We start from the raw sequence: 23,135 nt of genomic DNA, 5'->3' as shown, positions 1-23,135 counted from the left end.
TTGTAGCTTTGTAATAAAGTTTGTTTAAATTAACGATATTAATCTTGATATGAGAACAAATATAAAGAGCATGTTTTGAAAAAAGATTGTTCAAAACATGCTCTTATTTAATGTGGCAGATTAACTTCTTTATAAAAAAGTTTGATTATTTTTGAAACCCTTGTTGCACTAAAGCACCCCCTACAAAGTGATTTTATATGTTATGAAAGTCCCTGCTAACCCTTAGAATGTATAGACATTGACCTACTACATAAAAGGTAGTACTTTAAAATTAATAAATCGTAAAAGAAGGTGAATGTACGGATTCTTATAACATAAGAAATCCGTCAAGAGTATGAAAAATAGGTGGACGAGCTTATTACTGATAGCAACCGTTTTTCTATTGATTTCTGGGTGCCAAGATAAAACGGAAGTAAAAGATACTGTTAAAGAAGAGCCCAAAGGAGAAAAGTTTATTTACACTAAATATGATCTACCTGTGGAACAAAAAGCGATGCTAGGAAACAAACATGCTCCACATACAATCTATTTAGCCTTCGATTATGCTTGCCCTTGGTGTAAGAAGTGGATGCAAGAGATTCTTCCGGAGATTCAAAAAGAGTTTATTGAATCGGGTCAAGCCAAATACATCAGCCAACCTCTTTCTCTTTTATCTGAGGAATCCTTAAAACTTGTCGCTGCGGATTATTTTGTTGAAACCAACATTCCTGGTAAATATTTTGATTATCAATTATCAGTTGCAGCTGAAGCCCCAAAGGATCATTCTAACATGTCAGGTGACTGGGGATCAGATCAATACATTGAGTCTAAAATAAAAGAATTTGGATTAAACTACTCTGATTTAATCAAAGAAAAAGATTCCTTTCCGGACAATTTAACATTAACTCGTCAATTCACTCGAGAATTTGCACTGGAGTTTGTACCAACAGTCTATGTAGATGGAATTAAATTGGCCCAATATCATGATATGAATGAAATAAAAAAAATTATGGAAGGAAAAATCAAAGAAGGAGATGTAACCTATATAGAAAGTGATAATTAAAAGGGGTGATTTACATCATCCCTTTTGTCATTATCTAGATAATATCAAAACTTATTTTTCATCGCATTACTTGTTTCTGTTAGATACTGATTTCTTGTGGAATCTTAATTTTTTCTTGAGACCATCTACTCTATGCCCAAATATTCTAATAACAAGTCCTGATTTCAATCCTAGGTAAAAATATATAAATGCCCCAAACACTGAGCAAATGATAATGATGCCAATAGCTTGGAACTTAGACTCAGGTGTAAGGAACAATACTAGTATTTGATATACTATTTTTGTCCCCGACCACATTATTGCAGCAAAGATGACTATTAATAAGCTACTCCTCCAAACAAATAAGAATGAATAGCGGGCATATTTTTTGATGGCAAAAAATTGAATTAAAATGGCTGCAATATATCCAAGAGCGGTCGCATATACTGCACCCTTTGTTTCGAACATTGTTATCAGTGGGATATTCAAAGATAATTTAATTAAGAGGCCGGCTAACAAACTAAGAACGGTAAAACGCTGTTCATTGATTCCCTGTAAAATAGACGCAGTCATTAAAAAAAGCGCAAATAAAATCGCAACAGGGGCATAAATTTCGAGCACTTCTGTTCCAAGCAGTTTATGCTCATAAAAGACGGTATACACCGGCTCTGCCAATAACGAGAGGCCGACAGCAGCAGGTATTGTTAGGTACAGCATAACTTGAAAAGCCTGGTTTAACTGTTGATTTAAGCCTATCCTATCATTTTCCACGAATGCCTTTGTGATACTTGGCACCAGCGTAAGAGAAAAACCAGTTGCGAGTGATACCGGTATGATCACAATTTTATGTGATTCAAAATTTATGATGGAAAAAGCAGCATTGGCAGCATCAAAGCTAAAACCTAGCTTCATCATCACGCTTGGAAAGGTTAATTGATCTATCGCTTGGAATAGTGGATTGGCAACCCCAACAAACACAAATGGAGCTGCATAAATAAATATTTCTTTATAGATTTCTACTAATGAAACATTTACAGTACCTTTATCTAGTAAAAGAAGCTGTTCAAAATATCGCCTTCTTTTATACAAATACCAAAATAAAACAAATAAACCTCCAATAGCACCAACAAATGCCGCAAAAGTAGCCACACTTACCGCCGTTACAGTATTTCCATTAAAAATATGTACAACTATAAAAGCACCGGCTAAGGTAAAAGTAATCCGGACAATTTGTTCTACCACTTGCGAAACTGCTGAAGGTCCCATGGACTGATGCCCTTGAAAATATCCTCGGATTAAACTCATAGATGGTACAACTATTAGAGCAAAACTAACCGAACGAATTACTGTTGTAATATCTTTTAAATTGGATTTGATATCTTTGTTATCTTTAAAACTTAACTCAGCCATTATAGGGGCTGAAATATACAAAACTAAAAATGCGGTAACACCTGTTAGTAGCATAATTAATAAACCAGACTTAAATAATTTACGACCAACAGTATACTCTTCAATAGTGTTATATTTTGAAATAAATTTTGAAACTGCAAGCGGCACTCCAGCCGTTGCAATGCTTATGAAAATTGTATAAGGGATGTATGAATATTGATAAAGTGCGGTGCCTTTAGGACCCACTATTTGATAAAAAGGAATGACATAGAGTAAGCCAAGAACCTTTGATAAGATTGTACCCACCGTTAAGATAAATGTACCTCTTATAAGCTTTGATGACATAATTCAGATTCCCTTCCGATTTAAGAAAGTGCGTGAAAAAAATAAAAAGGTTATTTGACCTTTACTTGCATTATAAGTAGTTTATCTTTCTTTATCCTGTAATGCCACTGATAATCTTGTTATTTTTAATTAAAATGGGTCAAGTACCCTATTACTCCAAAAAAATACTTAGTATTTTAATGAAGGTATATACTTGTATTTTATATGAAATCTTTTGAATAAAAAGAATATCTAAAAGCAATTAAGGGAATTTCTTGTTTTGCCATTTGTCAAATAAATGTCCCCTTTCAAATATTAAATGAAACCATTAAAAATATGTATGGTCGTAACAGTTACACGATAAATTCAATACTTCCTAAAAACTCATTCTATATTAGATTAACCAACTATTATAAATTAACCAACTATTATCCCTTGAACAACTTATCTTCATATATATGAAGGCTTTAATTCACAGTTTATATTATTTTATTACTGCCGTTATCTGTAATTCTTTATATTCCTCAATATGTATCATCAAATAAATACTCTGTATAAAAGATTTCTTAATAATAGGCTCTGTTAAATAATAGTGTTGATTTTCGTAAAAGATAAGGGACCCAATTTGGGTCCTTAATAACTAAAGGTAAAGATTAGCCCTGCCTTAAAATCTTTTGAAACATTCTAGGCGTGTGTCTATCAAAAGCATTTATTAATTCTTTTCCAAATATAGTTATGCTTCTTTCCCAAGGGTGCCCTAAATAGCCCCACTTAAAGTCCTTCTGGATAAAGAAATAGTAATCGCCATTCGGAAAGATTGGTATCGTCCATTCTCCGAATTCATCTCTTTCGAATTTTAAGCGTGGATTTACCCAATAACATTCGTGTTGCCAATCGAGTCCAGTATATATTCATCAACTAATGTGCTTAAATACATCTAACGCTTTTTGTTCAAGGTCATCATAAGCATCTAAATCTGCTGACTTCCCCGAAATAATCGGAAATATTATAGTTATAAGGATGTGGTACCTTAAATGACGGGAATTTAGAAATACTTGGTTCAAATTTAAAGTCTCAATATATCATATCCTGTCCCAAATTTGATCGTACTCTTTCTGTGAAAACGGAACCCAGTTCTTCATTAAATAACCCCCTTTCCTATTTCTTTACCTAAGCAGTTGACCATTTATAATTTGAAACCTGATAGTCTGAGTTTGCGATTCGTAACATTTGTTGAGAACAAGCAACTATCAATAATCATTTTGCTTACCGTTGTAGAATCGTTACGGAATCTGATTAGGTCGAGGTATTTGGTAGCCACGCCATTAAAACGGTCCATCCAGCCTTTCAAACGGCTATGATAATTATTAACATTTTGGATATGGTAAAGACCCTTAACACGTTCCTTTCCATCCGATTTGAAAAGATAATGCTCTAGTCCTTTGTCTTTTGCATATGTTTTAAACGCTCGCCACACATCGGTGCAAAGGATATTCGATTTAGATAGCTTGGGGCCGATGGCTTTCTCTAAGCGGGATTTTACAATACGTCCTTGACCAATAACTTTAGAATAAGTCAGTTTTTGACGGTCCCTGGCAATCAGAACACAAACTTGTTCTCTACTGATGCCACGGAATTGAGAAGCACCACCACGCTTGCGAGCTTTACGCCCATTTAAATTTCATTTACCTTTTTCAGAGTATAGAAAATATGTCTCATCCATTTCAACAATACCCGAAAATTGGTCAAAATCCATTTGTTTCATAGGAATAAAATCTTATGCCTCCAATAGAAAAGGGAGACAAAGTGGACTTCAATTAGCTCAGAAGCCTTGCGTAAAGAGTAGCCTTCAATCATACACTGAATAAAATCCAACGATTTGTGAGGAAGGTGCGACCCCCGTTAACATCGGTAAAGATTTTACACGCAAACTTTACAGCGATAACGCTGCCGTTCCATTGTTTTCATTCCAACTTTAACAGAATACTTTCCAAATCGGACCACATTATTCGAGTGACAGTGAGTGCAGGTGTGGCCACCTTTATGTTTCTGCTAGGATACCTCTTTAAAAATTGGTTCACTTGCAGAATAGGAAGCAAGAGATTTTGTAAAAAACTCTTTCAAACGAATTTGGTCTGCGGTATTGATGAAACCACTCACTTTGTCCTTATTAATATAACCATTATGGAACAACAGTTCGTTTTATTCGATATCAACATAATCGTTTAATAGAGCCTAATAATAAATAACCCCAATAAAAGCACTTTTATTAAGTGTTCCTATCGGGGTGAAAGTATTACTGAATATTATTTTAAAAATAGATAGATACTAATAAAGGTGCTAAATTAATTAATTAATATATTAATATGTACTATATGTTCTATCATATTGAATAACTTGCATGCCCATTAATTTTTGTGTCCATGTAGTTATATCCTTCGATGATTGTTTATAAGTATAACCATTTATGTATGATAGAGTCTTGTATACATGTCCGTGTGTGAATGTTGGTTGAGAACTGTAAGTTTTATACCAGCGAACCAATACTTCATCTACCTGTGCAGCTTCTGTATCTTTTACATTAAACGAAAAGATACTTAGTGTAATTGCAACTGCTAAAATAAGTTTTGAAAAATTACCCTTTTTTAACTTCATTTCTAATTACCTCCATTTTTTATTTATTACCCAAAATAATACCATCACACGAAAAATTTGTATATAGATTTTTTGTTCTATTTTTTATTTTTATAATTTTATAAATAAACACACAAAATTATCACCAATGCGTTATAATATTTATATAGTATATAAATATTATACCTAAAATAGGGTGTTTTGGTAATATACAATAATATTTAGCAGAAAATAGTAAAGTTAAATATTTTAATAAAGGCAGGTTTGAGTATGATAGCGGAAATTAAAGACATAAGTAAAGTTATAAGTAATAAGGAAATATTAAAAAATATAAGCTTTGAAATAGGAAAAGGTGAAGTAATTGCCTTAGTTGGACCCAATGGTGCAGGTAAAACTACTCTGCTAAACACATTGACTTATTTAAGTTCATTTAATAAAGGTACAATATTATTCGAAGGTATGGATAAACAAAAGAGTCCTGAAATAATATTTAAAAATGTTTCGTATATGCAGGATGCATCCATTCTATATAAAGAATTAAATGGTATGGATCATCTTAGGTTTACAGCTAAAATAAATGGTAAGTCAAAAAAAGATATTGAGTCTGTAATAAAAAAATTAGACATAGGAGAATATGTGAATAAGAGTGTTTCAAAGTATTCACTTGGAATGAAGCAACATTTATTATTATCTTTATCATTATTAACTTCCCCAAAATTATTAATAATGGATGAGCCACTTAATGGATTAGATCCTACAAACAGCGTTAAACTTAGAAACCTAATATTAGATTTAAAAAAAGAAGGAACCTCTATACTTCTTTCTTCTCATATACTAAGTGAAGTTGATAAAGTTGCTGACAGAGTTCTTTTTATGAATAAAGGAGAGATTATTTCAACAACTGAAATAAAAAAAGATGATGCTCCTATGGCTAATAGATATATTATTAAAGTAGATGATAATAAAAAGGTCTTAAAAGCATTAAACAATTATAAGTTGAAGTTAATTAATAGCAATAGTTTTGAAATTGAAATTTCTGAACTGAATTTTAATAACGTAATAGAGTGTCTCCTAAACAATAAAGTTAAGATTCTGGATATTAATAAAACAAAAATTGGAACTGAATTAATTTACAATAATTTATATGGTGAGGTATTATGAATAGCAGTTTGATATTATTTGAATTAATAAAATTTAAAAAAAAGAGGAAAAATATTGTTATTTTTTCATTATTTTTATTAATAGTATTATTATTCTTTATTTTGAATAATAAAATGTCGTCAACATATGCTGAATCAAGAATACAAGAAGAAAAATTTGCTATTGAATCTCTACAAGAAGCAATTCAAAACTTGCCTCAGGACTCCAAAGTAGATATTAGCTCAGTAAGTGAAAGTTATAATTCAGAACTCAATCTGAGACAGGATTTATTAAGGGCTTATCAAGAAGATAACTGGTTAGTTGCTTTAGAAAAACAAATAATGTTGGACCAAAATTCCCTTGAGAGTTTGGATAAAGGTAATGTTATTGGCGGTGAGCCTAGAGAGGTTGTAGAAAAAAGATTGGCAATTAATGAAGAGCTACTTCATAAAAAGATAAAGCCTGAAGAAAGTTATTATGGTACGAGTGGAATTCAATTTCTTAAGAATATATTAAAACTTGGGATGAGTTTTTCAGGACTATTATTATCAATTTTTTTAATAGGTGATATTCTTTCTAATGAATATGAAAAAGGGACAATAAAGTATATTTTCACCCAACCCATTTCAAGGAAAAAGATCTTAACTACAAAATTAATATTTTCAGTAATAGTATTATTTTTAATTTATTTTACCTTTGGATTAGTTTCATTTTTTTTAGGTGGGTTATACAATGGTGACTTTGGAAATATTAATTATCCTGTATATGTGTATAGGAATAATGGCTACGATTTTATAAGTTTGGTAGAGTTAATTTTCTCTAGTTCATTACTTTTCTTTTTCGTAATATTGTTTATTGTTTCTATTGTTATTCTAATGTCTGTCCTTACCAAGAATAGTATGTTAACAATAGGATTTACTTTATTAATAATTTTACTATTTACTTTTAGCACGGAGAAGTTTACTTTTCTTTATCCGTATAATCATTTAATACCTTTTTCTTATATCGATTCAATACAAGTAATTGATGGGACCATTTCTAATAATTCCAGCAATTTTAATATCTCATTAATTACCGGTATACTAGTGTTAAGTATTTCTACATTAATTGCTGTCATTTATACAAGGGTGTTAATTAATAGAAGTAACGAAATATAAAAAAAATTTAAAATCGTACAATCAAGCCTATAGTTTAGAAGAATTGACAAGGGAACTATATGACTACATCCACTGGTTTAATCACATACGAATTCATGGAACACTTGGGTATGTAAGGTCCGGTTGAATATAAACTTAAGAAAACAGCCCCAAATAGGAAGGAAATAAACCTTCATACTTGGGGCTGTCCCATTTCAAATATTAAGATGATAATATTTTATCACAGCGCTATCATTAATACTATGTTATTAACGGATCCTTTTAATACGATGATTGAACTTTTCTTTCCAATATCCTTTTGACATATCCGCTATGGCAACACCAGTTGAACTTTGAGCTCCGATAAATTTGTTATCACCAATATAAATTCCAACATGTCCGTCTTTTTTGTAAGTGTCAAAGAAAACAAGGTCTCCTGGCTGCATTTGACTATCATTAACCAGCTTCCCAAAATTCTTCAAGGTTTCAGTACTAACAGAAGTTAACTCTCCTAAATTTATGCCTACCTGGGAATAAGCCCAATGGACAAAGCTAGAGCAATCAAAATTCCCTTGGTTTATGTCATTCTGATTTCTCCCCCCGCCGAACAAATAAACAGAGTTATTAATCCATCGATTCCCCACCGTAGTAACCCTGTTTTCATCCCCTGGAGCTAAGACTATAGGATTCAGTCTTTGGTTATTCAGATGGTTCTTAAACTGCTCCGCTCGTGAGATTACTTTATTAACGTACCAATCGGCATGGTTATAGTGCCATATAGCTCTTCTTTTATCAGTTGAAAAGTCATTTGCAACAAGATACTTAGCCGCCGTTGCAACACTGTCGGCAATACTCCAGGGGCTTGCTACGCCATCTTTATTCGCGTCAACTCCATATCCATTCCCCTGTTTTATAACATCTATATTCGTAATGTCTAAATCTGCAGGTACAAGCCCTCCTGACGTTTCATATTTGTACCCTACCCATGTAGCCGGCATAAACTGAAACGGTCCAATAGCCCCCACTGAGGAGATCATAGTGGGATGAGTAGAGAAGGATGTTTCGACGGAATGTAAGGCAGCTAAGTAATACCAAGGTACTCCATACTGCTGTTCTGCAAAGAGGTAGTACTTCATAAACTCTTTTGGTACATCGGTTGATGTAATGTTCTCGCCAAACTCCGGATTCAAAGGTTCTGGTTTTAAATTTAAAGTTCCATCCAATCGCGCTTTTTCATAAACAAAAGCTTGATCGATAGCTGACTTTTGCTTCTTTAGCATCTTACTATCCTGGAGCAGCTTTTCTTTTTCAGCCTTATTTTTTTGCTCTTTTTGCTCCAACTCTTTAACAAGATTGACCTTCTCTTTTATTTGCTCTTTTAGAAGGTCGGACATACCGGTTAATTCTACTTTTAATGATTCTACCTCTTTTAGTTTCACTTGGAGCTCTGCTTCTTTTGAAAACAGATTTGCTAACATTTCTGTACTTGCTAATCTTAGATACTCTTTGTTATTAGGTTTGGCTTGGGGTTCCGTTATTAATATGTTGTCGTTTGGAAATAGAGACATCCCATCTTTACTCACCCCCATTTCCTTTTTAACTTTTTCGATTTCCCTCTGTCGGTTTTGAATGTCATTTTCTAATACAAAAAGCTGACTTTCAGTATTCTTAACCTTTCCTTCATTATCCCATATAGCTTGTTTTAACTTGGTGATTTGACGGTTCAATATTGTTATCTCGTTTTGGGATAAATTAATCTCTTTATCCATTTTGCTAATTTGAGTCTGAATAGTGGATAGCTGCTGTTCAATCCTTTTATTTGTTTCATTCTCTTCAGCATTAGCAACCTTTATCCCGGCCATACTGCTTAAAGCAATAGTGAGTGCAAACGTTACTTTTGCAATCCTCATCCTTTTTTTCCTCCTTAATAATAATGAAAATAAAAAAATCCCCAAGAATAGTAGGAGTTGTATCCTACGATTTCTTGGGGATGTCCCATTAATAGTATTTTGTTACTATTAATCATATCCTATCAGCAGATACACTACAACCCAGATTATCCAGGTAATCCTTTCAATCAAACAAAAAAACACTACGGAAACCCGCAGTGTTTCTCGGATATGGATAAGAACCTATTTATAACCTATACCGCCGAATCTTCTGCTAGTTCATCCCCAATTGTAGGATCTCCGTTGTCTTCATAAATTGCAGGATCATTTTCTTCCCCGTTTTGTATTTCTTCATTTACTGAGGACTCATCAGTATTCCCGTCACCTTCCACATACTCATCGTCGGTATAATCATCACTTCCGTCGTATTCTGGTTTAACCTCCTTTACGTTCCAATAAACAGTGCCATAAACTAATGGTCCTGTTGTTGATAATCCTTTCCCATATTCAATCATGGTTGCTTGAGTACCCGCTGGAGCTATGAAATCAATTGTTCTAGTTACCATATCACCGTAAGTGTAACCGTCAAGTAGTTTTGAACACTTTTTGCTCATTAAGTTTGAACACTTTTTGTGTCAAAAATGGTTTTTCTATTTCTAATTCTATAACTTTCCCCGTTTAAATGGATGACTTCAACTTTATGAAGCAACCTGTCCAAAATGGCAGTAGTAATTCCTTTGTCTCCCATCAATTCTCCCCACTCTTCAGGCCCTTTGTTAGATGTAAGGATGATTGAACTTCATTCATATAGGTCATTGATTAGGTGAAAGAATAAATTGGCCTCCCGTTGATCCATTGCCATATACATGAGGTCATCAATGATGATTAGGTCTGCTTCTTTTATAGCTTTAAGTTGGAGCTGGGATTTACGCAGGTACTCCTGGGATTTGAGGATATTTATTAGCTCTCCCATGCTATAAAAGGAGACTTTATATCCGTTTTGTATTGCTTCTAGTCCTAGCCCGATCGCAATATGAGTTTTGCCAACCCCTGGTGGACCTAGGAGGATCATGTTGTATTGCTGTTCAAGCCAAGTTAGCTCTTTAAGCTGCTCGATTTGACGGGAGCTTAAAGATTGCTGTTCCGCAATCTTGAATTCATTGAGTGTCTTATAATATGGGAATTTGGCCTTTTTCAACCTCTTTTCTCTGTTTTTCTCCTCCCGCCGCTTTAATTCATAGGATAGTATTTCTTGTACAAATTCAAGATATGTCCACGAATGTTTTTCTGCATTGCGTAGTAATGTGGGTAACTCATTTGCTGTTTCCGCCATCCGAAGATGGCGGAGGTTTTCTTGAAGATGCTGCACTGTTCCTGTCATTTGTTGAGCCCTCCCATAATCTCTACATAAGTAGTAAGATCTCTTGTTTGTGCAGTGGCTTTTATTGCGGGGGCAACTATCTTTATTTCTTGCAATGAAGGGGTTGAGGATAATTCGTTTTCTTTTAATCTATGAAGGTGTTGAGCGATGTCACAAAGATCATTAGCACTCCAGCGATGATCTCTAATGCACTTGGTAATGGCTTCATCAATGACATGTCTATATTGGCTAATCGTATGTTGGATAATTTGAAGTTGGTCTCTCATATACCTTGGATGTTTTACGCCAACCTCATGGATGAATTGCTTCGCTTCTTCAGGATTGGACAATTGCCGTATAACTGTTTCTTTGAAAGCGTCGAGCCCTTTTGACCGGTCTCTTCCATGGTTTCGGTTCTTGATTAATTCTCCTTTTCCAAGAGCTAACCGATGACGGGCAAGAATTTCACCTTGTGGAGTTGCTCTGATAATCAGTTCGCTTTCTTTTATTTCAACATAAACTGTATTATTCCCCCTGGGGCGGTATGTTCCTAGCGGCAGGGAGTATCGGTTTGATTTGTATTTAATTACATTGTCCTTATGGACCGCCCTTGTTATACTGTTACTTAGGTCGCTCTCGAAAGAGAGCAGTGAAGAGACTGGTCTTAAGTGTTGCTTTTCCAGGGCGTGCACTTCTGCCGGTCTTTTTTTTGTAGTATTATGTACATTTTGATTGCCTGTCCTTTCTAGCCAGGCAAGACATTTTTCATTCCAGCTTTCCAAGTTAAAGAATACTCTGTTCTTGGCAAAGCTTCCTTTGACAAATTTGACTACATTTTCAATTTTCCCTTTAGTTTGGGGGTCTGCTTTCCGACACAGGTAAACCCTGAAACTTCGTTCCTGTTTATATGCCTGAAAGTCTCCTGTATAAATGATATCCCCTGCATTTTCGCTCACTGTAATTAAGTGATCTTGGTCATATACGATTTCTTCTGGCATTCCTCCAAAGTACTGGAAGGCACTTTCATGGCATCGGATAGTGTCTCTTGTGGTAAACGGTCTATCTTGCCATTCAACATATTTATATCTAGAATGCGAAAGAACAAACGAGATAAAGTATAGTTTAACTTCTCTGTTCAGAGATGTTTTAACTTTAGTTTCTCCCCAGTCCACCTGCACCTGCATCCCCATCGGGAGTTCTTCTACAGCTTCATGATCACGGATACGAATCACTTTTGGTATATGGTAAGTATCCCTCAATTCACTAACATAACTTCTTAAAGTGCTGCTACCAACCTTGATTGTCGGGACTCTTTCCTTTAACCAATCTTCAATTTGTGCGGAAGAGAGATCTGGATGCTCTTTAAGCCAGATTAGAATTATATCCCGATAGGGATCTAACTTTTTACTTCTAGTCTTCAAGGTTGAGACCCAATCAGTTGCCTCCTCGAATGACATATCCAAATACCGATAAACTGAATTTCTCGATATTCCTAATTTCTTGGAGATAGCTGCTATCTTAAAACCTCTTTCCCTAAGTTGATTTACTTCTATATACATTGCTAATTTTTCCACCTTTCCATACCTCCATCAAACACTATGTTAAAAATATCATCATAGCGTAACTGAGGTTATTTAGGATGAAAAAGTGTTCATTCTTATCTAGCAAAAACTGTTCAATTTAGTCTAGCAGTTACAGTAAGATGGAATAACTGTCGAGGTCCCGACTATTTTAGATGTAAACGCTAAAATAAAAGTTGACCACTAAAGTACAATTCGCTAATCAAAAAGTTGACCACCCTTAACACCAAATCCCTTATCATAGAGTTTGTCGAGAACTTCATGATTTGGGAGGAAAAAAGGATGTTAAAGATGGCTAATATAGAGCTTATCAGAAAATTGCACTTTAAAGAAGGTCGATCTATTCGGCAATTATCAAAAGATCTCAAACTATCAAGGCAAACCATTCGCAAGGCATTACAACAGAATGAAATTCCAACCTATCAACGCTCAAAGCCAGCTGCCAATCCGGTCATCGATCCCGTTAAATCAACCATTATCCAATGGTTAATGGATGACGAAACAGCCCCAGTAAAACAGCGTCATACAGCTGCTCAAATCTTCAGACGCTTGGAGAAAGAATACGGTTTTAAAGGTGGAGAATCCACTGTCCGCCGTTTCGTACGCCAATACAAGCAGCTCAAGGAAGCCCCTAATTCCTCTATTCCGTTGGAATTTGATCCTGGTGAATTCGCCCAATTTGATTGGGGAGAAGTCATCATCATTCTGAATGGTATTGAAAGAAAAGTAATGCTTTTCTGTATGAGGCTTCTGTATAGCCGAAAGATATTTGTAAAAGTGTTTCCGCATCAGCGCCAGGAGGCTTTATTTCAGGGGCACGCAGATGCCTTTGATTATTTCGGTGGTGTGCCGAAAACGATTGTCTATGACAATATGAAAACAGCGGTAAAGAAAGTGTTAGAAGGCACCAAGCGCGAAGAACAAGAAGCCTTCATTCAGTTTCGATCACACTACCTCTTTGATGCTCAATTTTGTGCGCCGGCAAAAGGAAATGAAAAGGGACAAGTGGAGANGGCAAGATCCATTAAGAGCAGTCCGAGAAAAGAAAGCCGCTCAGCCGCCAAAGTAATCCGGACAACGAAGAAAGCAAAGCCGAAAGTGGCCAAGCGAGCCCAGCAGCCAAGAAGGCAAACCCAAACGAGGATAGAGAAGCGGGCAGGAAGTTCAAATAGCGCAGGAAACTTAGACAGCCTCGATCCACCTAAACAAAAGTCACTGGTAAAGATGGATTTGCAGAAGTTTGCTGGTAATAATGATGCGGGTAAATATCAAGTTGGAGCATATAAAGATATTAAAGGAGTAGAAGGACTTGATGCCCATCATGCAGGGCAGAAGGCAGTAATGAGAAATTAGTGAATAATTATAATCCAGATACTGCTCCTGCAATAAATGTTCCAAAGGTTGGTCATACAATAAAAGGCCCTAATGGTATAGTTTCAAGAAGTACCAAAGGAATAGAGAATCCTAGACAGCTATTAGCAAGGGATATTATGGAACTAAGAAGAGTCTATGATGACATACCAAATTCTGCTTTAAAAGAACTTATTGAATTAAACAAAAATATGTATCCAGAAATGAGGAAATAAAATGAATGATATTTTTGTTAAATCGCTTTATGAGTCTATTGTTAAAGAGAACCTTCAACTATATAAAGACTTGTGCGAAACAACGAATGTTACTCCTAAGACAGATGAGTATTGGAAAAAAGCTATTAGTTTTTACGACAGTTTAACTGACGAAAATAAAGATACATTAATGAGGATAATCGAACAAATCATGATTGATACTATATCAAACATGCTAGGAGTAATTGATGGAAGTTCAACTTTAAAGGATTGTTCGTTAGAACCTAAATTACTCCTTGATTCTATTGATACAGAAGGAGAACTGCAAGATTCGTTTTTAGAATTCATAGAAGAAGAAAGTAACAGCTAATTGAAAGTTTGATTACAGAGGTTTCCATAAGGCACATAAAAGATATTAAAAAGTTTAAATGAATTCTATAACCTTGATTGGCTAAATGCCTTTCAAGGTTTTTTACTATATTTTACAATAATTAGCTAATATTTGAGTGGGACAATATGAAAATGAATTGTTTGAAAATAGAGACTCCTTGAAGGTAGTACCGTCATGGAGTTTTGTTTAATACTCGGATTACGTGATGATAACGAGAATTAGGCGAGATGACATTTTACATGGCAAGGGTGGTTATGGCATGGAAAGGCAACGAACACACGAGAATGACAAAGCTTGTGGCGATAAACAATGGGTATCGTGAAATAGCAAAAAGAGATGCTGGTATTCCAAAAGGACAACAACCCAAAGCAGTGAATAGAGTCGATATGCGTACTGCTGCGCATGAAGGTGGGCACGTTATAAAAGATTCAAGTGGCAATGTAATCAGTACTAGGGAATATGTCTATACCAACAAAGATGGTAGAAAAATTGTTATTCAAGACCACAGTGCGGGGCATGTAAAAGGTGGACAAGGTCCGCATTTTAATGTTAGACCTAGCGGTAATACTCGCACAGGGAAAGTTCCTGGTAGGAAAGAGCATTATCCATTTAATAAGTAAAGGGAGTGGTAGAATGTGGTGTGAATTTTTGAGAAGAAACAATTTTTTAATTAGTTTATATCCTGATATGCCTGAACTAAAGAATGTACGTATTTCGGAAATTAATATGCAAGACGAAGGTCAAATAGTTGCAATTTCATTTGATATGCCGGTTTATACTGAAAGACCACCTAAAAAGTGGAAAGACCTTGGAGACAATACAGTTGGTGTTAGGGTCGATTTGTCTGCAGTAAAAGAGATTTCATTAGCTGCTAGCTCATTTGACTATAAAGGTGATATAGAAATTTTTAAAGATGAATCTGAGCTAATTGTAGTTAAAATTACTGGGACAGTTAATGCTTTGATAAAAGCAGAATATGGATTTGTTCAATCTGTCACTGCCTACATGAAAGAATAAATCTAAGGATAAAAGAAAACCTTGATTGGCTAAATGCCTTTCAAGGTTTTTTAATTTAAGACCACTGCGGTTAAAAGGCACTATGACTCTTAAATGAAAAACCATGATGGTTAGCAAACATACTAGAATGGTTGCTGTAAATTTTAAAATAATCATCACACATACTACTCAAGTACGTTTAAATACGAGAATGACAAAGCTTGTAATGTTAAAGTAGAAAAAGCGAAGGTTTATTTGATGGAGAAACCGTTACCTGTATGCCGAAGGTGACCCTGTTAATAACATCGACCCGGATGGCCTAGCGCCAAAGTGGCTAAAGAAGCTCAAAAAAGGGATTAAAAAAGCATCGAAGGCAGCCTACAAAGGAACCTCAAGGGCAGTCAAGGCATACAGGACGGTCAAGAGAGTCTCCGAAGACATTACCGTTCAACAGCCAAGCGTGTAGCCGCAAAGGTATACAAGAGGCCGAAAACAGTGCCGGCAAGATCCATTAAGAGCAGTCTGAGAAAAGAAAGCCGCTCAGCCGCCAAAGTAATCCGGACAACGAAGAAAGCAAAGCCGAAAGTGGCCAAGCGAGCCCAGCAGCCGAGAAGGCAAACCCAAACGAGGATTGAGAAGCGGGCAGGAAGTTCAAATAGAGCAGGAAACTTAGACAGCCTCGATCCTCCCAAACAAAAATCACTGGTAAAGATGGATTTGCAGAAATTTGCTGGGAATAAGGGTGAAGGTAATAGTTTAAAGCAAGGCGAATTCTCTGTAACTAATTGGGATGGATATCCAAACAATGGAACGAAGCCTGATGGACCTTTTAGACTGCTTGAAGGTGAAGAATATCAGAAAGCAAGAAAGGCAGCTAATAATGCCAATGCTGCTTTGCATAGAAAAGACCCAGAGTTAAAGGGTAAACAAATTCATGAAATTCACCCAGTTAAATTTGGTGGAAGCCCTACGGATAATGCTAATAAAATCCCATTGAGTCCGAAAGATCATGCTGAGTATACAAGATACTGGAATACCTTAATGCGTAATCTAAAGAAATAATTAACATGTGAAAGGTAGATAAGTATGGACGAGAAAATTAAGACTTTATTGAGTCAATTTGAACTTAATGAACCAGCTTCAGAAAACATTATTAAAAAAGTTGAAGAGCTACTGAGTATTAATTTTCCACAAGAATATTATGACTTTCTTTTATTTTCTAATGGAGGAGAAGGTGCAATTGGTCAGTCTTATTTAGTAATGTGGAAAATAGAGGATTTAATTGAATTAAACGAGGCTTATGGGGTTGAAGAGTTTGCCCCAGGTTTATTAATTATCGGTTCTAATGGTGGGGATACAGCTTATTGCATTGATATGAAGAGGACCATTAAGCCATTTGTACAGGTGCCTTTTATTGGGATGGATTTAAGTGAGGTACAAGATTGTAGTAATGACTTCAACGGGTTCCTAAGTTTCTTGAATCAAGAATAATTTATATTTGACCTTAATTGGCTTAATGCCTTTCAAGGTTTCTTTTCTGTCTCAAGGCATATAGGACGGTCAAGAGAGTCTCCAAGAAGACATACCGTTCAACAGCCAAGCGTGTAGCCGCAAAGGTATACAAGAGGCCGAAAACAGTGCCGGCAAGATCCATTAAGAGTAGTCCGAGAAAAGAAAGCCGCTCAGCCGCCAAAGTAATCCGGACAACGAAGAAAGCAAAGCCGAAAGTGGCCAAGCGAGCCTAGCAGCCGAGAAGGCAAACCCAAACGAGGATAGAGAAGCGGGCAGGAAGTTCAAATAGCGCAGGAAACTTAGACAGCCTCGATCCGCCTAAACAAAAGTCACTGGTAAAGATGGATTTGCAGAAGTTTGCTGGTAATAAGGGTACGGGTAATGGTAATATAGTCAACGAAGTTAAAGAAATTGAGTATGGAAAGCACATAATAAAAGGTGAAAATGGTAAGAAACAACTACTTCCAAATACTAAGTACGTAACCAATGATAACTACAAATATACTACCGATGAACTTGGACGTATTGTAAATGTAGATGCTCCAGAACTTATATTGAAAAAGGCTGATAGAAATAAATATGCTCAGGCAAATGTAGGGGGGAAAGACAGATTACCAGATGATGATGGCGGACATTTAATAGGAGCACAATTTAATGGTCCTCCTGATATTGATAATCTTGTACCACAAAATAGTCAAATTAATAGGAGCATTCCTGTTTGAAAGATTTTCGGGGACTTGAACAAAAAGGAGCCCTCTTGGTATGATACGGGGTGTCAAATCGCGGACCGAGATGACCCCTAACTTAGTTAACCAAGGAGGACTCCAAAGTGGATTTTAAACAAAATCAGAAAATAAATCAAGTCACCGAAAACACGCTCGTCGTTGGAATCGACATTGCAAAGCGGACGCATTACGCTTGTTTTGTGGATGATCGTGGACGGGTGCTTCAAAAATCTTTTTCTGTATCCCAGTCTCGGGATGGATTCGAACATTTCTACCAACGGATTCTGGCTGCAATGAAAGAATACGGGAAAACAGAAGTAATCGTTGGGATAGAGCCTACCGGCCATTATTGGCTCAATTTAGCCTATTTCCTGGGCGAACGGGGCATTCCCTTGGTGATGGCCAATCCCATGCATGTCAAACGCTCCAAAGAGCTAGATGATAATCTGCCGACCAAACATGACCGCAAAGATGCGTTAGTCATCGCTCGCCTTGTAAAAGATGGACGTTTTAGTTATCCGCGTATCTTGAAAGACATGGAGGCAGAACTTCGAGTTGGATCCGCGTTTAGAAGCAAGTTGACAGAGGAGCTTGGAATGGTGAAGAACAGGATGATTCGCTGGTTAGACCGCTATTTTCCTGAGTTCTCCCAAGTCTTTCCGTCATTCGGAAAGATGGCGATGGCCGTACTGGAATGTACACCGTTTCCAAGTGATCTTCATCAAAAACAACTCGATGAAGTTTTATCCCTTTACCGACAGGTCGAGGGGCTAAAGTCTCCGCAGAGACCAAAAGCAATACGCCTTATCGAAGTCGCAGCTCACTCTATTGGAGTAACGGAGGGACGCGAGATGGCCCGTATAGAAATCGCCACACTCGTCCGTCGTTACCATCAGTTAGAACTAGAAATAGAGAGCGTGCCAGAGCAGTTAGTCAAGCTTATAGAAACATCTGTAGAATACGATTGGCTCTCCACAGTGCCTGGGCTAGGAGACACTACCATTGTCGATTTATTAGCTGAAATCGGAAGCTTTTCCCACTATGAGAATCCACGCCAATTAATCAAACTCGCGGGATTAACATTACGGGAAAATTCCTCCGGCCAACATAAAGGACAAAAACGCATCTCCAAGCGTGGCAGAAGAAAGCTGCGAGCCCTTCTGTTCCGAGTGATGATACCGATGATTCGCCACAATGAAGCTTTTAAAAAGTTACACGAGTATTACACAACCCGTCGGGTTAATCCATTGCGTAAGAAGCAATCCATCGTGGTTCTATGCGGGAAACTACTAAAAGTGTTACATGGAATCGGCACGAAGCACAAAGCGTTTGACGCAGAGCGAATGATGAAGGATATCCCTTGCCTCGCAGACGCTATGTAAGTCCTGCATCCCCTTGAAGAACTAGACAACAGGATGACACGGAGAAGCTGGCAATATATTCACCATCAGACCTTGAGTCCCTATAGGAGCTTCGCTAGCCTCTGCCTTATGACTAGACCGAACGAAGGAATGTAGGCACACAGATGCCCAGAGACATGGGAGGGTACGTCATCATAAGCTACGCAGAGATCCATGGTGCATCGAATAAATTCCTATCACTACTTTCCGTTATTATCCAGTAGTGACCGCGTAGCGTACCTATCATTTGTAAGAGAATCACATATTTATTAATATCTGTTAGGGTGTGTGTCGAAAAATATTTTTTTGACACTCCAACAACGGGTCAAACCGTTGATATATCAATATTTATAGAGGGAGGGGGGGAGTTTGGTACGAAATGGAGACTGAATGGGCTAATGCATTGAAAGAGGTACCGCCCAAGAAAGTCTTTGTTAGTATTGAACCGACCTATTCTAATAATTCTATGCGACCAGATTCCTTTATGGTCGAATATGAAATTGAAGGCCAATTTCCAGTAATTCGCGAGATTGCAAATAAATCAGGAGGCTGATATTGATGAGTTTTGAAACAGAATTAAACGAGTTATATAAAGAAATTGCACAACAGGTTAATGATATGATTCCAACTGAATGGGATAATTTCTATTTTAATGGTGAAGTTAAGGAGGGAGAAGGAGGAGTTTTCTTCTTTTTTACACCCAAAGGTGAGGAACAACACATTTTTTCACATTATATTCCAAGATTATATAGTGTAGATAAGAGGGCTTATAATAAAGAACTACATAAATTATTTCAACTTACTCAACTTTCGCAGAGTGAAATCGGCAAATAAGCCTTGATATAACTGGGCAGATTGGCCAACCAAAGTTGTAATTGACATTCAATGTGCTTTTTCATTTTCGTATTGGTCTGCTTCAGGACATCATTAAGAAGCTCGATCAACTGCTGGAGCGCAACTGCCCAATCGAGTTCATTTACTTCATCACAAAATTCATAAAAAAGGCCGCCGAGTGTGCGTTGGTCGGTGTTGCAGCGATTTTGCCACGACAAAACAATATAGCGGGCAAATACTATCGTTGTATGGCTAATTAACCCATCATAGGAACGCCCTTGGAACTCCTTCTGGAGTTTTAACAGCGATTTGGTCGTCTTGAAGAAAACCTCGATGTCCCAACGCATGCCGTAGATCTGGATAATCTCCCGTTCGGTCAAGGTTTTGTCGGTGCTGAGGATGGCCAGCCATTCGCTTCTCTTGTTGCGATTTTGGACGAAGACAATCTTGACGCACGTTCCGTTAGCCATGACACAGTGAATGGAACGAAGAATTCCTTTTTTACCCTGGATAGGTTGCGCCAAACTATACAATTGCTTCAACGAAACCCGTTGTCCACCCGCTAGGTACCGCTGCTTCGTCTCTTTGACCATACCGATTACATCCAATCCCTGTCCTTTAATGGCTTGGACAAGCGGAGGTAAGGTGAACCAGGAGTCCATCAGAACATAGCTTGCATCGATACCATTCGCAAGCGCACGGCGGATCATGTCCGGAATCTGTTCAGGCGCCGTTTGAAGCGCATTCATCCGGCGTTTGTAACCAGACGTACGTTTATCGATGTCCGATGAGATGCCGTTAATCTGTGCTTTCTTGGAACTGAGCAGGGAAAAATCGATTGGCATGAAGGTGGAACCGTCCGACCAGCCGAGCGTTAACATCCGGAACCCTTTGTAGAATTTCATTTTCAATGATGCGTGGTCAAAACAACGGGCAAGTAGTTCAACCTTTTTACTGCGGTTCCGGTCGAACGCCGAATCATCGACAATGAAAACCTTTGGTCGTGTGTGATCGGTCAGACAATCGACCTTCTGGATGGTTGAAGCGCTGAACGACAAAAGGAATCGCTGCCAATTGAATGTTGGCTGATTAAGGAATCGATAAATGGCATCCTTCGCAGGATAACAGTCCGCTTTTTTCGAATTCAGCAGCGCAAACCAATTCTTATGTTGAAAGATTAGGCAGAAGACCAGTTGAAATAAGTACGAACAGGAAAAGCCGAAGGCTTTGGTGATACCAGCCTTCCGAAGATGCCTAAAGATATCTAGCTCGGAAAAAACCGAGCGCAATTCATTCGGGAGTTGATTGTTTGATTGGTTTTGATCTATCATATAGGAGGCACCTCTTCTATTGGTAGTGGTTTTTCGACAATTCTACTTTACCATAGGATGAGGTGTTTTTCTTTTGTCCAATTCAATTGTCAAGGTACCTAATGAATTGCAGAAACACATAATTACGATGCCGGTTGGATCGATTTATATCGGTGCGAAAGTTGAGAACTTACTATTGAACTCCAAAAAGTTTTTACTGATAATGATCAAGATCCTTGGTTTTCAGTGACATTAATATTAAATGATATAGGTAAATTAAACGTACATTTTGATTATACAAATTGGCATGAAAGTGAATTTGGTCCAACAGATAGAATTAAGTATTTTGAATATAAATATATAAGTCAATACAAAGAACAGCTAGATTTAGATTTAATAGAGAGAATGAAGGAATTTGAAGAAAAGTAAACAAAAAAGCACTTGGTGCCTTTTAGGCAGCGAGTGCTTTTTTGTAAGGAGTCACTGCTTTGGACAACAACAAAATAACTGTATGAAATTCATAACTCATGAAGGTAGTACCATCATGGAGTATTGATTTATATATTTGGATTTTGTGAGAAGTACGATAAACAGGCGAGATGATATTTTTTAAGTGGCAGGAAGACTTATGATACTGCAAAACCCACAAACTTTAGACAATGACAAAGATCGTAATGCTATAGGGGTAACGATACAGATACATAAATCTAGTGAATAAAAAGAAAGTGAGAATTTTTGAGTGAGACACAAAGAAAATGTTTTACATGAAAATCGATAGCTCATGTTGGTTGTACCATCAAGGAGTATCGTTTTAATATTTGGATAGTAAGAAAAGTACGATAATTAGACGAGATGACATTTTATATGGCAGGGGTAGTTATGACAGGGAATGGCTAAAAAACTAACGAGAATGACAAAGCTCTTGGCGATAACCAATGGGTAACGTGTAAGACTGTTTCTTTACTGCTTTGACTTATAAATTTTGGGTTGTTTTTTTACTAGAAACGGTCGTATAATACTCGCTATTCGTTTAAAAAGCGTTACATAAATTTTAATTTTCGTAATGGGAGGATGAAAAATTGAACGTTGTCGGGTATATACGAATCTCGACTCAAGGGCAAGCGAAAGATGGATACAGCTTGAAATATCAAGAAGATGAAATTAAAGCGTATTGTAAAGAGCATGGATTGAAGTTGATCCATATTTTTAGAGATGAAGGAATCAGTGGCGCAAAACTGAATGAAGAAGTACTAGGAATAGACAGGGTGGGCTTACAGGAGATGTTGGCTCACCTTTCGTCTGTCCAAATTGATTATGTGGTAGTGCTCAACACAACCCGATTATGGCGGTCAGATATTGTGAAGGTACTGATACAACGAGAGCTGAAGAAATATGGTTGTGACATTAAAAGTATTGAACAGCCATTTTACAGTATCCATAAGAAAGACCCCAATGATTTTTTGGTCAAAAGACCCCAATGATTTTTTGGTCAATGGATTAATGGAGTTATTAGACCAATATCAACGTCTTGAAATTGCCCTCAAACTAACGAAAGGGAGAAATAAGAAAGCGAAGGAAGGTGGTTATGCAGGAGGGAGGGCTACCTTTGGCTATACCAAACAAAAGGGTGAAAAAGAACTAAAAATACATAACGGGCATGCAGAAGTAGTGAAACGGTTGTTTGAGCTTAAACAGCTCAATTGAGCCATCATTACCCAAGCTATAAAAAGTTTTTCTCAGAAGTGGATGGAAAAACAGCATTGGCATTTTGAAATCGATACCCTTCACCATCCTGTTTAAAAGGTGTGAGTGTAAAACAGTTGACCAAATTTTTATTAGAAGTGAGCAACAATACTTGTTCGGTGAAAAAAACGAGTAAATATTGAAGCTAGTAATAGAAGATGGGAACACTAAGTATACAACCTTTTG

At 36.8% G+C, this 23,135-nt stretch carries 21 protein-coding genes and 6 pseudogenes; 18 read left to right on the top strand and 9 right to left on the bottom strand.

The genetic code is table 11. From position 1 onward, the window contains the following. Nucleotides 1–334: 334 nt before the first annotated feature. A complete protein-coding gene (locus tag BQ5796_RS13090) occupies nt 335–1,042 on the top strand; it encodes a DsbA family protein (RefSeq protein WP_083413117.1) in 708 nt (235 codons plus the stop codon). Nucleotides 1,043–1,108: 66 nt separating this feature from the next. Here the strand turns inward: BQ5796_RS13090 and BQ5796_RS13085 are convergent, their stop codons facing one another. The 4 genes and pseudogenes from BQ5796_RS13085 to BQ5796_RS13070 form a co-directional block, all read right to left on the bottom strand. After that, nucleotides 1,109–2,755, bottom strand: coding sequence for a putative polysaccharide biosynthesis protein (locus tag BQ5796_RS13085; RefSeq protein ID WP_071460619.1), 1,647 nt, complete (start codon nt 2,753–2,755; stop codon nt 1,109–1,111). Between the two features lie 632 nt (nt 2,756–3,387). Beyond that, nucleotides 3,388–3,876: pseudogene (locus BQ5796_RS17445) on the bottom strand (DUF2716 domain-containing protein). 44 nt (nt 3,877–3,920) lie between these two features. Then, nucleotides 3,921–4,909, bottom strand: a pseudogene (locus BQ5796_RS17700) (IS1595 family transposase). 186 nt (nt 4,910–5,095) lie between these two features. After that, nucleotides 5,096–5,389, bottom strand: a complete 294-nt coding sequence (locus BQ5796_RS13070) for a hypothetical protein (protein WP_071460617.1) — start codon at nt 5,387–5,389, stop codon at nt 5,096–5,098. Nucleotides 5,390–5,638: 249 nt separating this feature from the next. Between BQ5796_RS13070 and BQ5796_RS13065 the strand changes: the two genes are divergently transcribed. The 3 genes and pseudogenes from BQ5796_RS13065 to BQ5796_RS18845 all read left to right on the top strand — a co-directional run. After that, nucleotides 5,639–6,529 carry an ABC transporter ATP-binding protein gene (locus tag BQ5796_RS13065; RefSeq protein WP_071460616.1) on the top strand — a complete coding sequence of 297 codons (891 nt, stop codon included), beginning with the start codon at nt 5,639–5,641 and terminating at the stop codon, nt 6,527–6,529. Next, nucleotides 6,526–7,665 (top strand): ABC transporter permease, encoded by a 1,140-nt coding sequence (locus BQ5796_RS13060; protein ID WP_071460615.1) that lies wholly within the window; start codon nt 6,526–6,528, stop codon nt 7,663–7,665. The genes BQ5796_RS13065 and BQ5796_RS13060 overlap by 4 nt, the downstream gene beginning before the upstream one ends. Nucleotides 7,666–7,696: 31 nt before the next feature. Further along, nucleotides 7,697–7,802 (top strand): annotated as a pseudogene (locus tag BQ5796_RS18845) (IS3 family transposase); the annotation flags it as partial. A gap of 111 nt (nt 7,803–7,913) precedes the next feature. On the opposite strand, the gene BQ5796_RS13055 reads toward BQ5796_RS18845, so the two are convergent. The 4 genes and pseudogenes from BQ5796_RS13055 to istA (BQ5796_RS13040) form a co-directional block, all read right to left on the bottom strand. Next, complete coding sequence (locus BQ5796_RS13055; protein ID WP_071460614.1) at nt 7,914–9,554, bottom strand: NlpC/P60 family protein; 1,641 nt, start codon at nt 9,552–9,554, stop codon at nt 7,914–7,916. 233 nt (nt 9,555–9,787) lie between these two features. Then, nucleotides 9,788–10,147 carry a hypothetical protein gene (locus BQ5796_RS13050; RefSeq protein ID WP_071460613.1) on the bottom strand — a complete coding sequence of 120 codons (360 nt, stop codon included), beginning with the start codon at nt 10,145–10,147 and terminating at the stop codon, nt 9,788–9,790. Beyond that, nucleotides 10,147–10,914: pseudogene (gene istB, locus BQ5796_RS13045) on the bottom strand (IS21-like element helper ATPase IstB). The gene BQ5796_RS13050 and the pseudogene istB overlap by 1 nt, the downstream one beginning before the upstream one ends. Beyond that, nucleotides 10,911–12,452 carry an IS21 family transposase gene (gene istA, locus BQ5796_RS13040; protein ID WP_071461301.1) on the bottom strand — a complete coding sequence of 514 codons (1,542 nt, stop codon included), beginning with the start codon at nt 12,450–12,452 and terminating at the stop codon, nt 10,911–10,913. Before istA (BQ5796_RS13040) ends, istB begins: the two are co-directional and overlap by 4 nt. A 282-nt stretch (nt 12,453–12,734) precedes the next feature. Between istA (BQ5796_RS13040) and istA (BQ5796_RS13035) the strand changes: the two genes are divergently transcribed. The 11 genes from istA (BQ5796_RS13035) (at nt 12,735) to BQ5796_RS12990 (ending at nt 19,896) form a co-directional block, all read left to right on the top strand. After that, nucleotides 12,735–13,826 carry an IS21 family transposase gene (gene istA / locus BQ5796_RS13035; protein ID WP_428839302.1) on the top strand — a complete coding sequence of 364 codons (1,092 nt, stop codon included), beginning with the start codon at nt 12,735–12,737 and terminating at the stop codon, nt 13,824–13,826. Further along, entirely contained in the window at nt 13,826–14,059 is a 234-nt protein-coding gene (locus BQ5796_RS18455) for a hypothetical protein (RefSeq protein ID WP_234969343.1), read from the top strand. The genes istA (BQ5796_RS13035) and BQ5796_RS18455 overlap by 1 nt, the downstream gene beginning before the upstream one ends. Before the next feature lies 1 nt (nt 14,060). Further along, nucleotides 14,061–14,408, top strand: coding sequence for a transposase (locus tag BQ5796_RS13025; RefSeq protein ID WP_071460612.1), 348 nt, complete (start codon nt 14,061–14,063; stop codon nt 14,406–14,408). A gap of 248 nt (nt 14,409–14,656) precedes the next feature. After that, nucleotides 14,657–15,049, top strand: coding sequence for an HNH/endonuclease VII fold putative polymorphic toxin (locus tag BQ5796_RS13020; protein ID WP_083413115.1), 393 nt, complete (start codon nt 14,657–14,659; stop codon nt 15,047–15,049). 13 nt (nt 15,050–15,062) lie between these two features. Next, on the top strand, nt 15,063–15,446 hold the full coding sequence (locus BQ5796_RS13015; protein WP_071460610.1) for an Imm50 family immunity protein: 384 nt from the start codon (nt 15,063–15,065) through the stop codon (nt 15,444–15,446). Nucleotides 15,447–15,920: 474 nt separating this feature from the next. Next, nucleotides 15,921–16,487: a hypothetical protein gene (locus tag BQ5796_RS18290; protein WP_071460609.1), complete on the top strand. Its 567-nt coding sequence runs from the start codon at nt 15,921–15,923 to the stop codon at nt 16,485–16,487. A 24-nt stretch (nt 16,488–16,511) separates the two neighbouring features. Then, nucleotides 16,512–16,916, top strand: coding sequence for an SMI1/KNR4 family protein (locus tag BQ5796_RS13005; RefSeq protein WP_071460608.1), 405 nt, complete (start codon nt 16,512–16,514; stop codon nt 16,914–16,916). A 362-nt stretch (nt 16,917–17,278) separates the two neighbouring features. Next, entirely contained in the window at nt 17,279–17,659 is a 381-nt protein-coding gene (locus BQ5796_RS13000) for a DNA/RNA non-specific endonuclease (protein ID WP_071460607.1), read from the top strand. Nucleotides 17,660–17,766: 107 nt separating this feature from the next. After that, nucleotides 17,767–19,044 (top strand): IS110 family RNA-guided transposase, encoded by a 1,278-nt coding sequence (locus BQ5796_RS12995; protein ID WP_071460606.1) that lies wholly within the window; start codon nt 17,767–17,769, stop codon nt 19,042–19,044. A gap of 358 nt (nt 19,045–19,402) precedes the next feature. Further along, nucleotides 19,403–19,615 (top strand): DNA/RNA non-specific endonuclease, encoded by a 213-nt coding sequence (locus BQ5796_RS17435; RefSeq protein WP_346190302.1) that lies wholly within the window; start codon nt 19,403–19,405, stop codon nt 19,613–19,615. Nucleotides 19,616–19,620: 5 nt separating this feature from the next. Next, a complete protein-coding gene (locus BQ5796_RS12990; protein WP_071460605.1) occupies nt 19,621–19,896 on the top strand; it encodes an immunity protein YezG family protein in 276 nt (91 codons plus the stop codon). On the opposite strand, the gene BQ5796_RS12985 is transcribed toward BQ5796_RS12990, so the two are convergent. Further along, nucleotides 19,866–21,227: an IS4 family transposase gene (locus BQ5796_RS12985; RefSeq protein WP_071458495.1), complete on the bottom strand. Its 1,362-nt coding sequence runs from the start codon at nt 21,225–21,227 to the stop codon at nt 19,866–19,868. The two genes, BQ5796_RS12990 and BQ5796_RS12985, sit on opposite strands and share 31 nt — an antisense overlap. 174 nt (nt 21,228–21,401) lie before the next feature. On the opposite strand from BQ5796_RS12985, the gene BQ5796_RS17430 reads away from it, so the two are divergent. The 3 genes and pseudogenes from BQ5796_RS17430 to BQ5796_RS18160 form a co-directional block, all read left to right on the top strand. Beyond that, nucleotides 21,402–21,635 (top strand): immunity protein YezG family protein, encoded by a 234-nt coding sequence (locus BQ5796_RS17430; RefSeq protein ID WP_282956875.1) that lies wholly within the window; start codon nt 21,402–21,404, stop codon nt 21,633–21,635. Nucleotides 21,636–22,285: 650 nt separating this feature from the next. Continuing rightward, a pseudogene (locus tag BQ5796_RS12980) lies at nt 22,286–22,901 on the top strand (recombinase family protein); the annotation flags it as partial. A gap of 2 nt (nt 22,902–22,903) precedes the next feature. After that, a pseudogene (locus tag BQ5796_RS18160) lies at nt 22,904–23,118 on the top strand (IS110 family RNA-guided transposase); the annotation flags it as partial. Nucleotides 23,119–23,135 lie beyond the last annotated feature (17 nt).

It is taken from the genome of Bacillus massilinigeriensis (assembly GCF_900111815.1).
Taxonomy (GTDB): domain Bacteria; phylum Bacillota; class Bacilli; order Bacillales; family Cytobacillaceae; genus Mesobacillus_C; species Mesobacillus_C mediterraneensis.
Note: the sequence above shows the minus strand (reverse complement) of the source record. Positions and strands in the feature narration are given on the sequence as shown.

Bases quoted from the DNA above. Each gene is read 5' to 3' on its own strand.
- BQ5796_RS12990 (WP_071460605.1), top strand. From the start codon at position 19,621: ATGAGTTTTGAAACAGAATTAAACGAGTTATATAAAGAAATTGCACAA.
- BQ5796_RS13015 (WP_071460610.1), top strand. From the start codon at position 15,063: ATGTGGTGTGAATTTTTGAGAAGAAACAATTTTTTAATTAGTTTATAT.
- BQ5796_RS13005 (WP_071460608.1), top strand. From the start codon at position 16,512: ATGGACGAGAAAATTAAGACTTTATTGAGTCAATTTGAACTTAATGAA.
- BQ5796_RS13025 (WP_071460612.1), top strand. From the start codon at position 14,061: ATGAATGATATTTTTGTTAAATCGCTTTATGAGTCTATTGTTAAAGAG.
- BQ5796_RS13090 (WP_083413117.1), top strand. From the start codon at position 335: ATGAAAAATAGGTGGACGAGCTTATTACTGATAGCAACCGTTTTTCTA.
- istA (WP_071461301.1), bottom strand. From the start codon at position 12,452: ATGTATATAGAAGTAAATCAACTTAGGGAAAGAGGTTTTAAGATAGCA.
- BQ5796_RS13020 (WP_083413115.1), top strand. From the start codon at position 14,657: ATGACATTTTACATGGCAAGGGTGGTTATGGCATGGAAAGGCAACGAA.
- BQ5796_RS12985 (WP_071458495.1), bottom strand. From the start codon at position 21,227: ATGATAGATCAAAACCAATCAAACAATCAACTCCCGAATGAATTGCGC.
- BQ5796_RS13065 (WP_071460616.1), top strand. From the start codon at position 5,639: ATGATAGCGGAAATTAAAGACATAAGTAAAGTTATAAGTAATAAGGAA.
- BQ5796_RS13050 (WP_071460613.1), bottom strand. From the start codon at position 10,147: ATGAGCAAAAAGTGTTCAAAACTACTTGACGGTTACACTTACGGTGAT.
- BQ5796_RS13070 (WP_071460617.1), bottom strand. From the start codon at position 5,389: ATGAAGTTAAAAAAGGGTAATTTTTCAAAACTTATTTTAGCAGTTGCA.
- BQ5796_RS13055 (WP_071460614.1), bottom strand. From the start codon at position 9,554: ATGAGGATTGCAAAAGTAACGTTTGCACTCACTATTGCTTTAAGCAGT.
- BQ5796_RS13085 (WP_071460619.1), bottom strand. From the start codon at position 2,755: ATGTCATCAAAGCTTATAAGAGGTACATTTATCTTAACGGTGGGTACA.
- BQ5796_RS13000 (WP_071460607.1), top strand. From the start codon at position 17,279: ATGGATTTGCAGAAGTTTGCTGGTAATAAGGGTACGGGTAATGGTAAT.
- BQ5796_RS13060 (WP_071460615.1), top strand. From the start codon at position 6,526: ATGAATAGCAGTTTGATATTATTTGAATTAATAAAATTTAAAAAAAAG.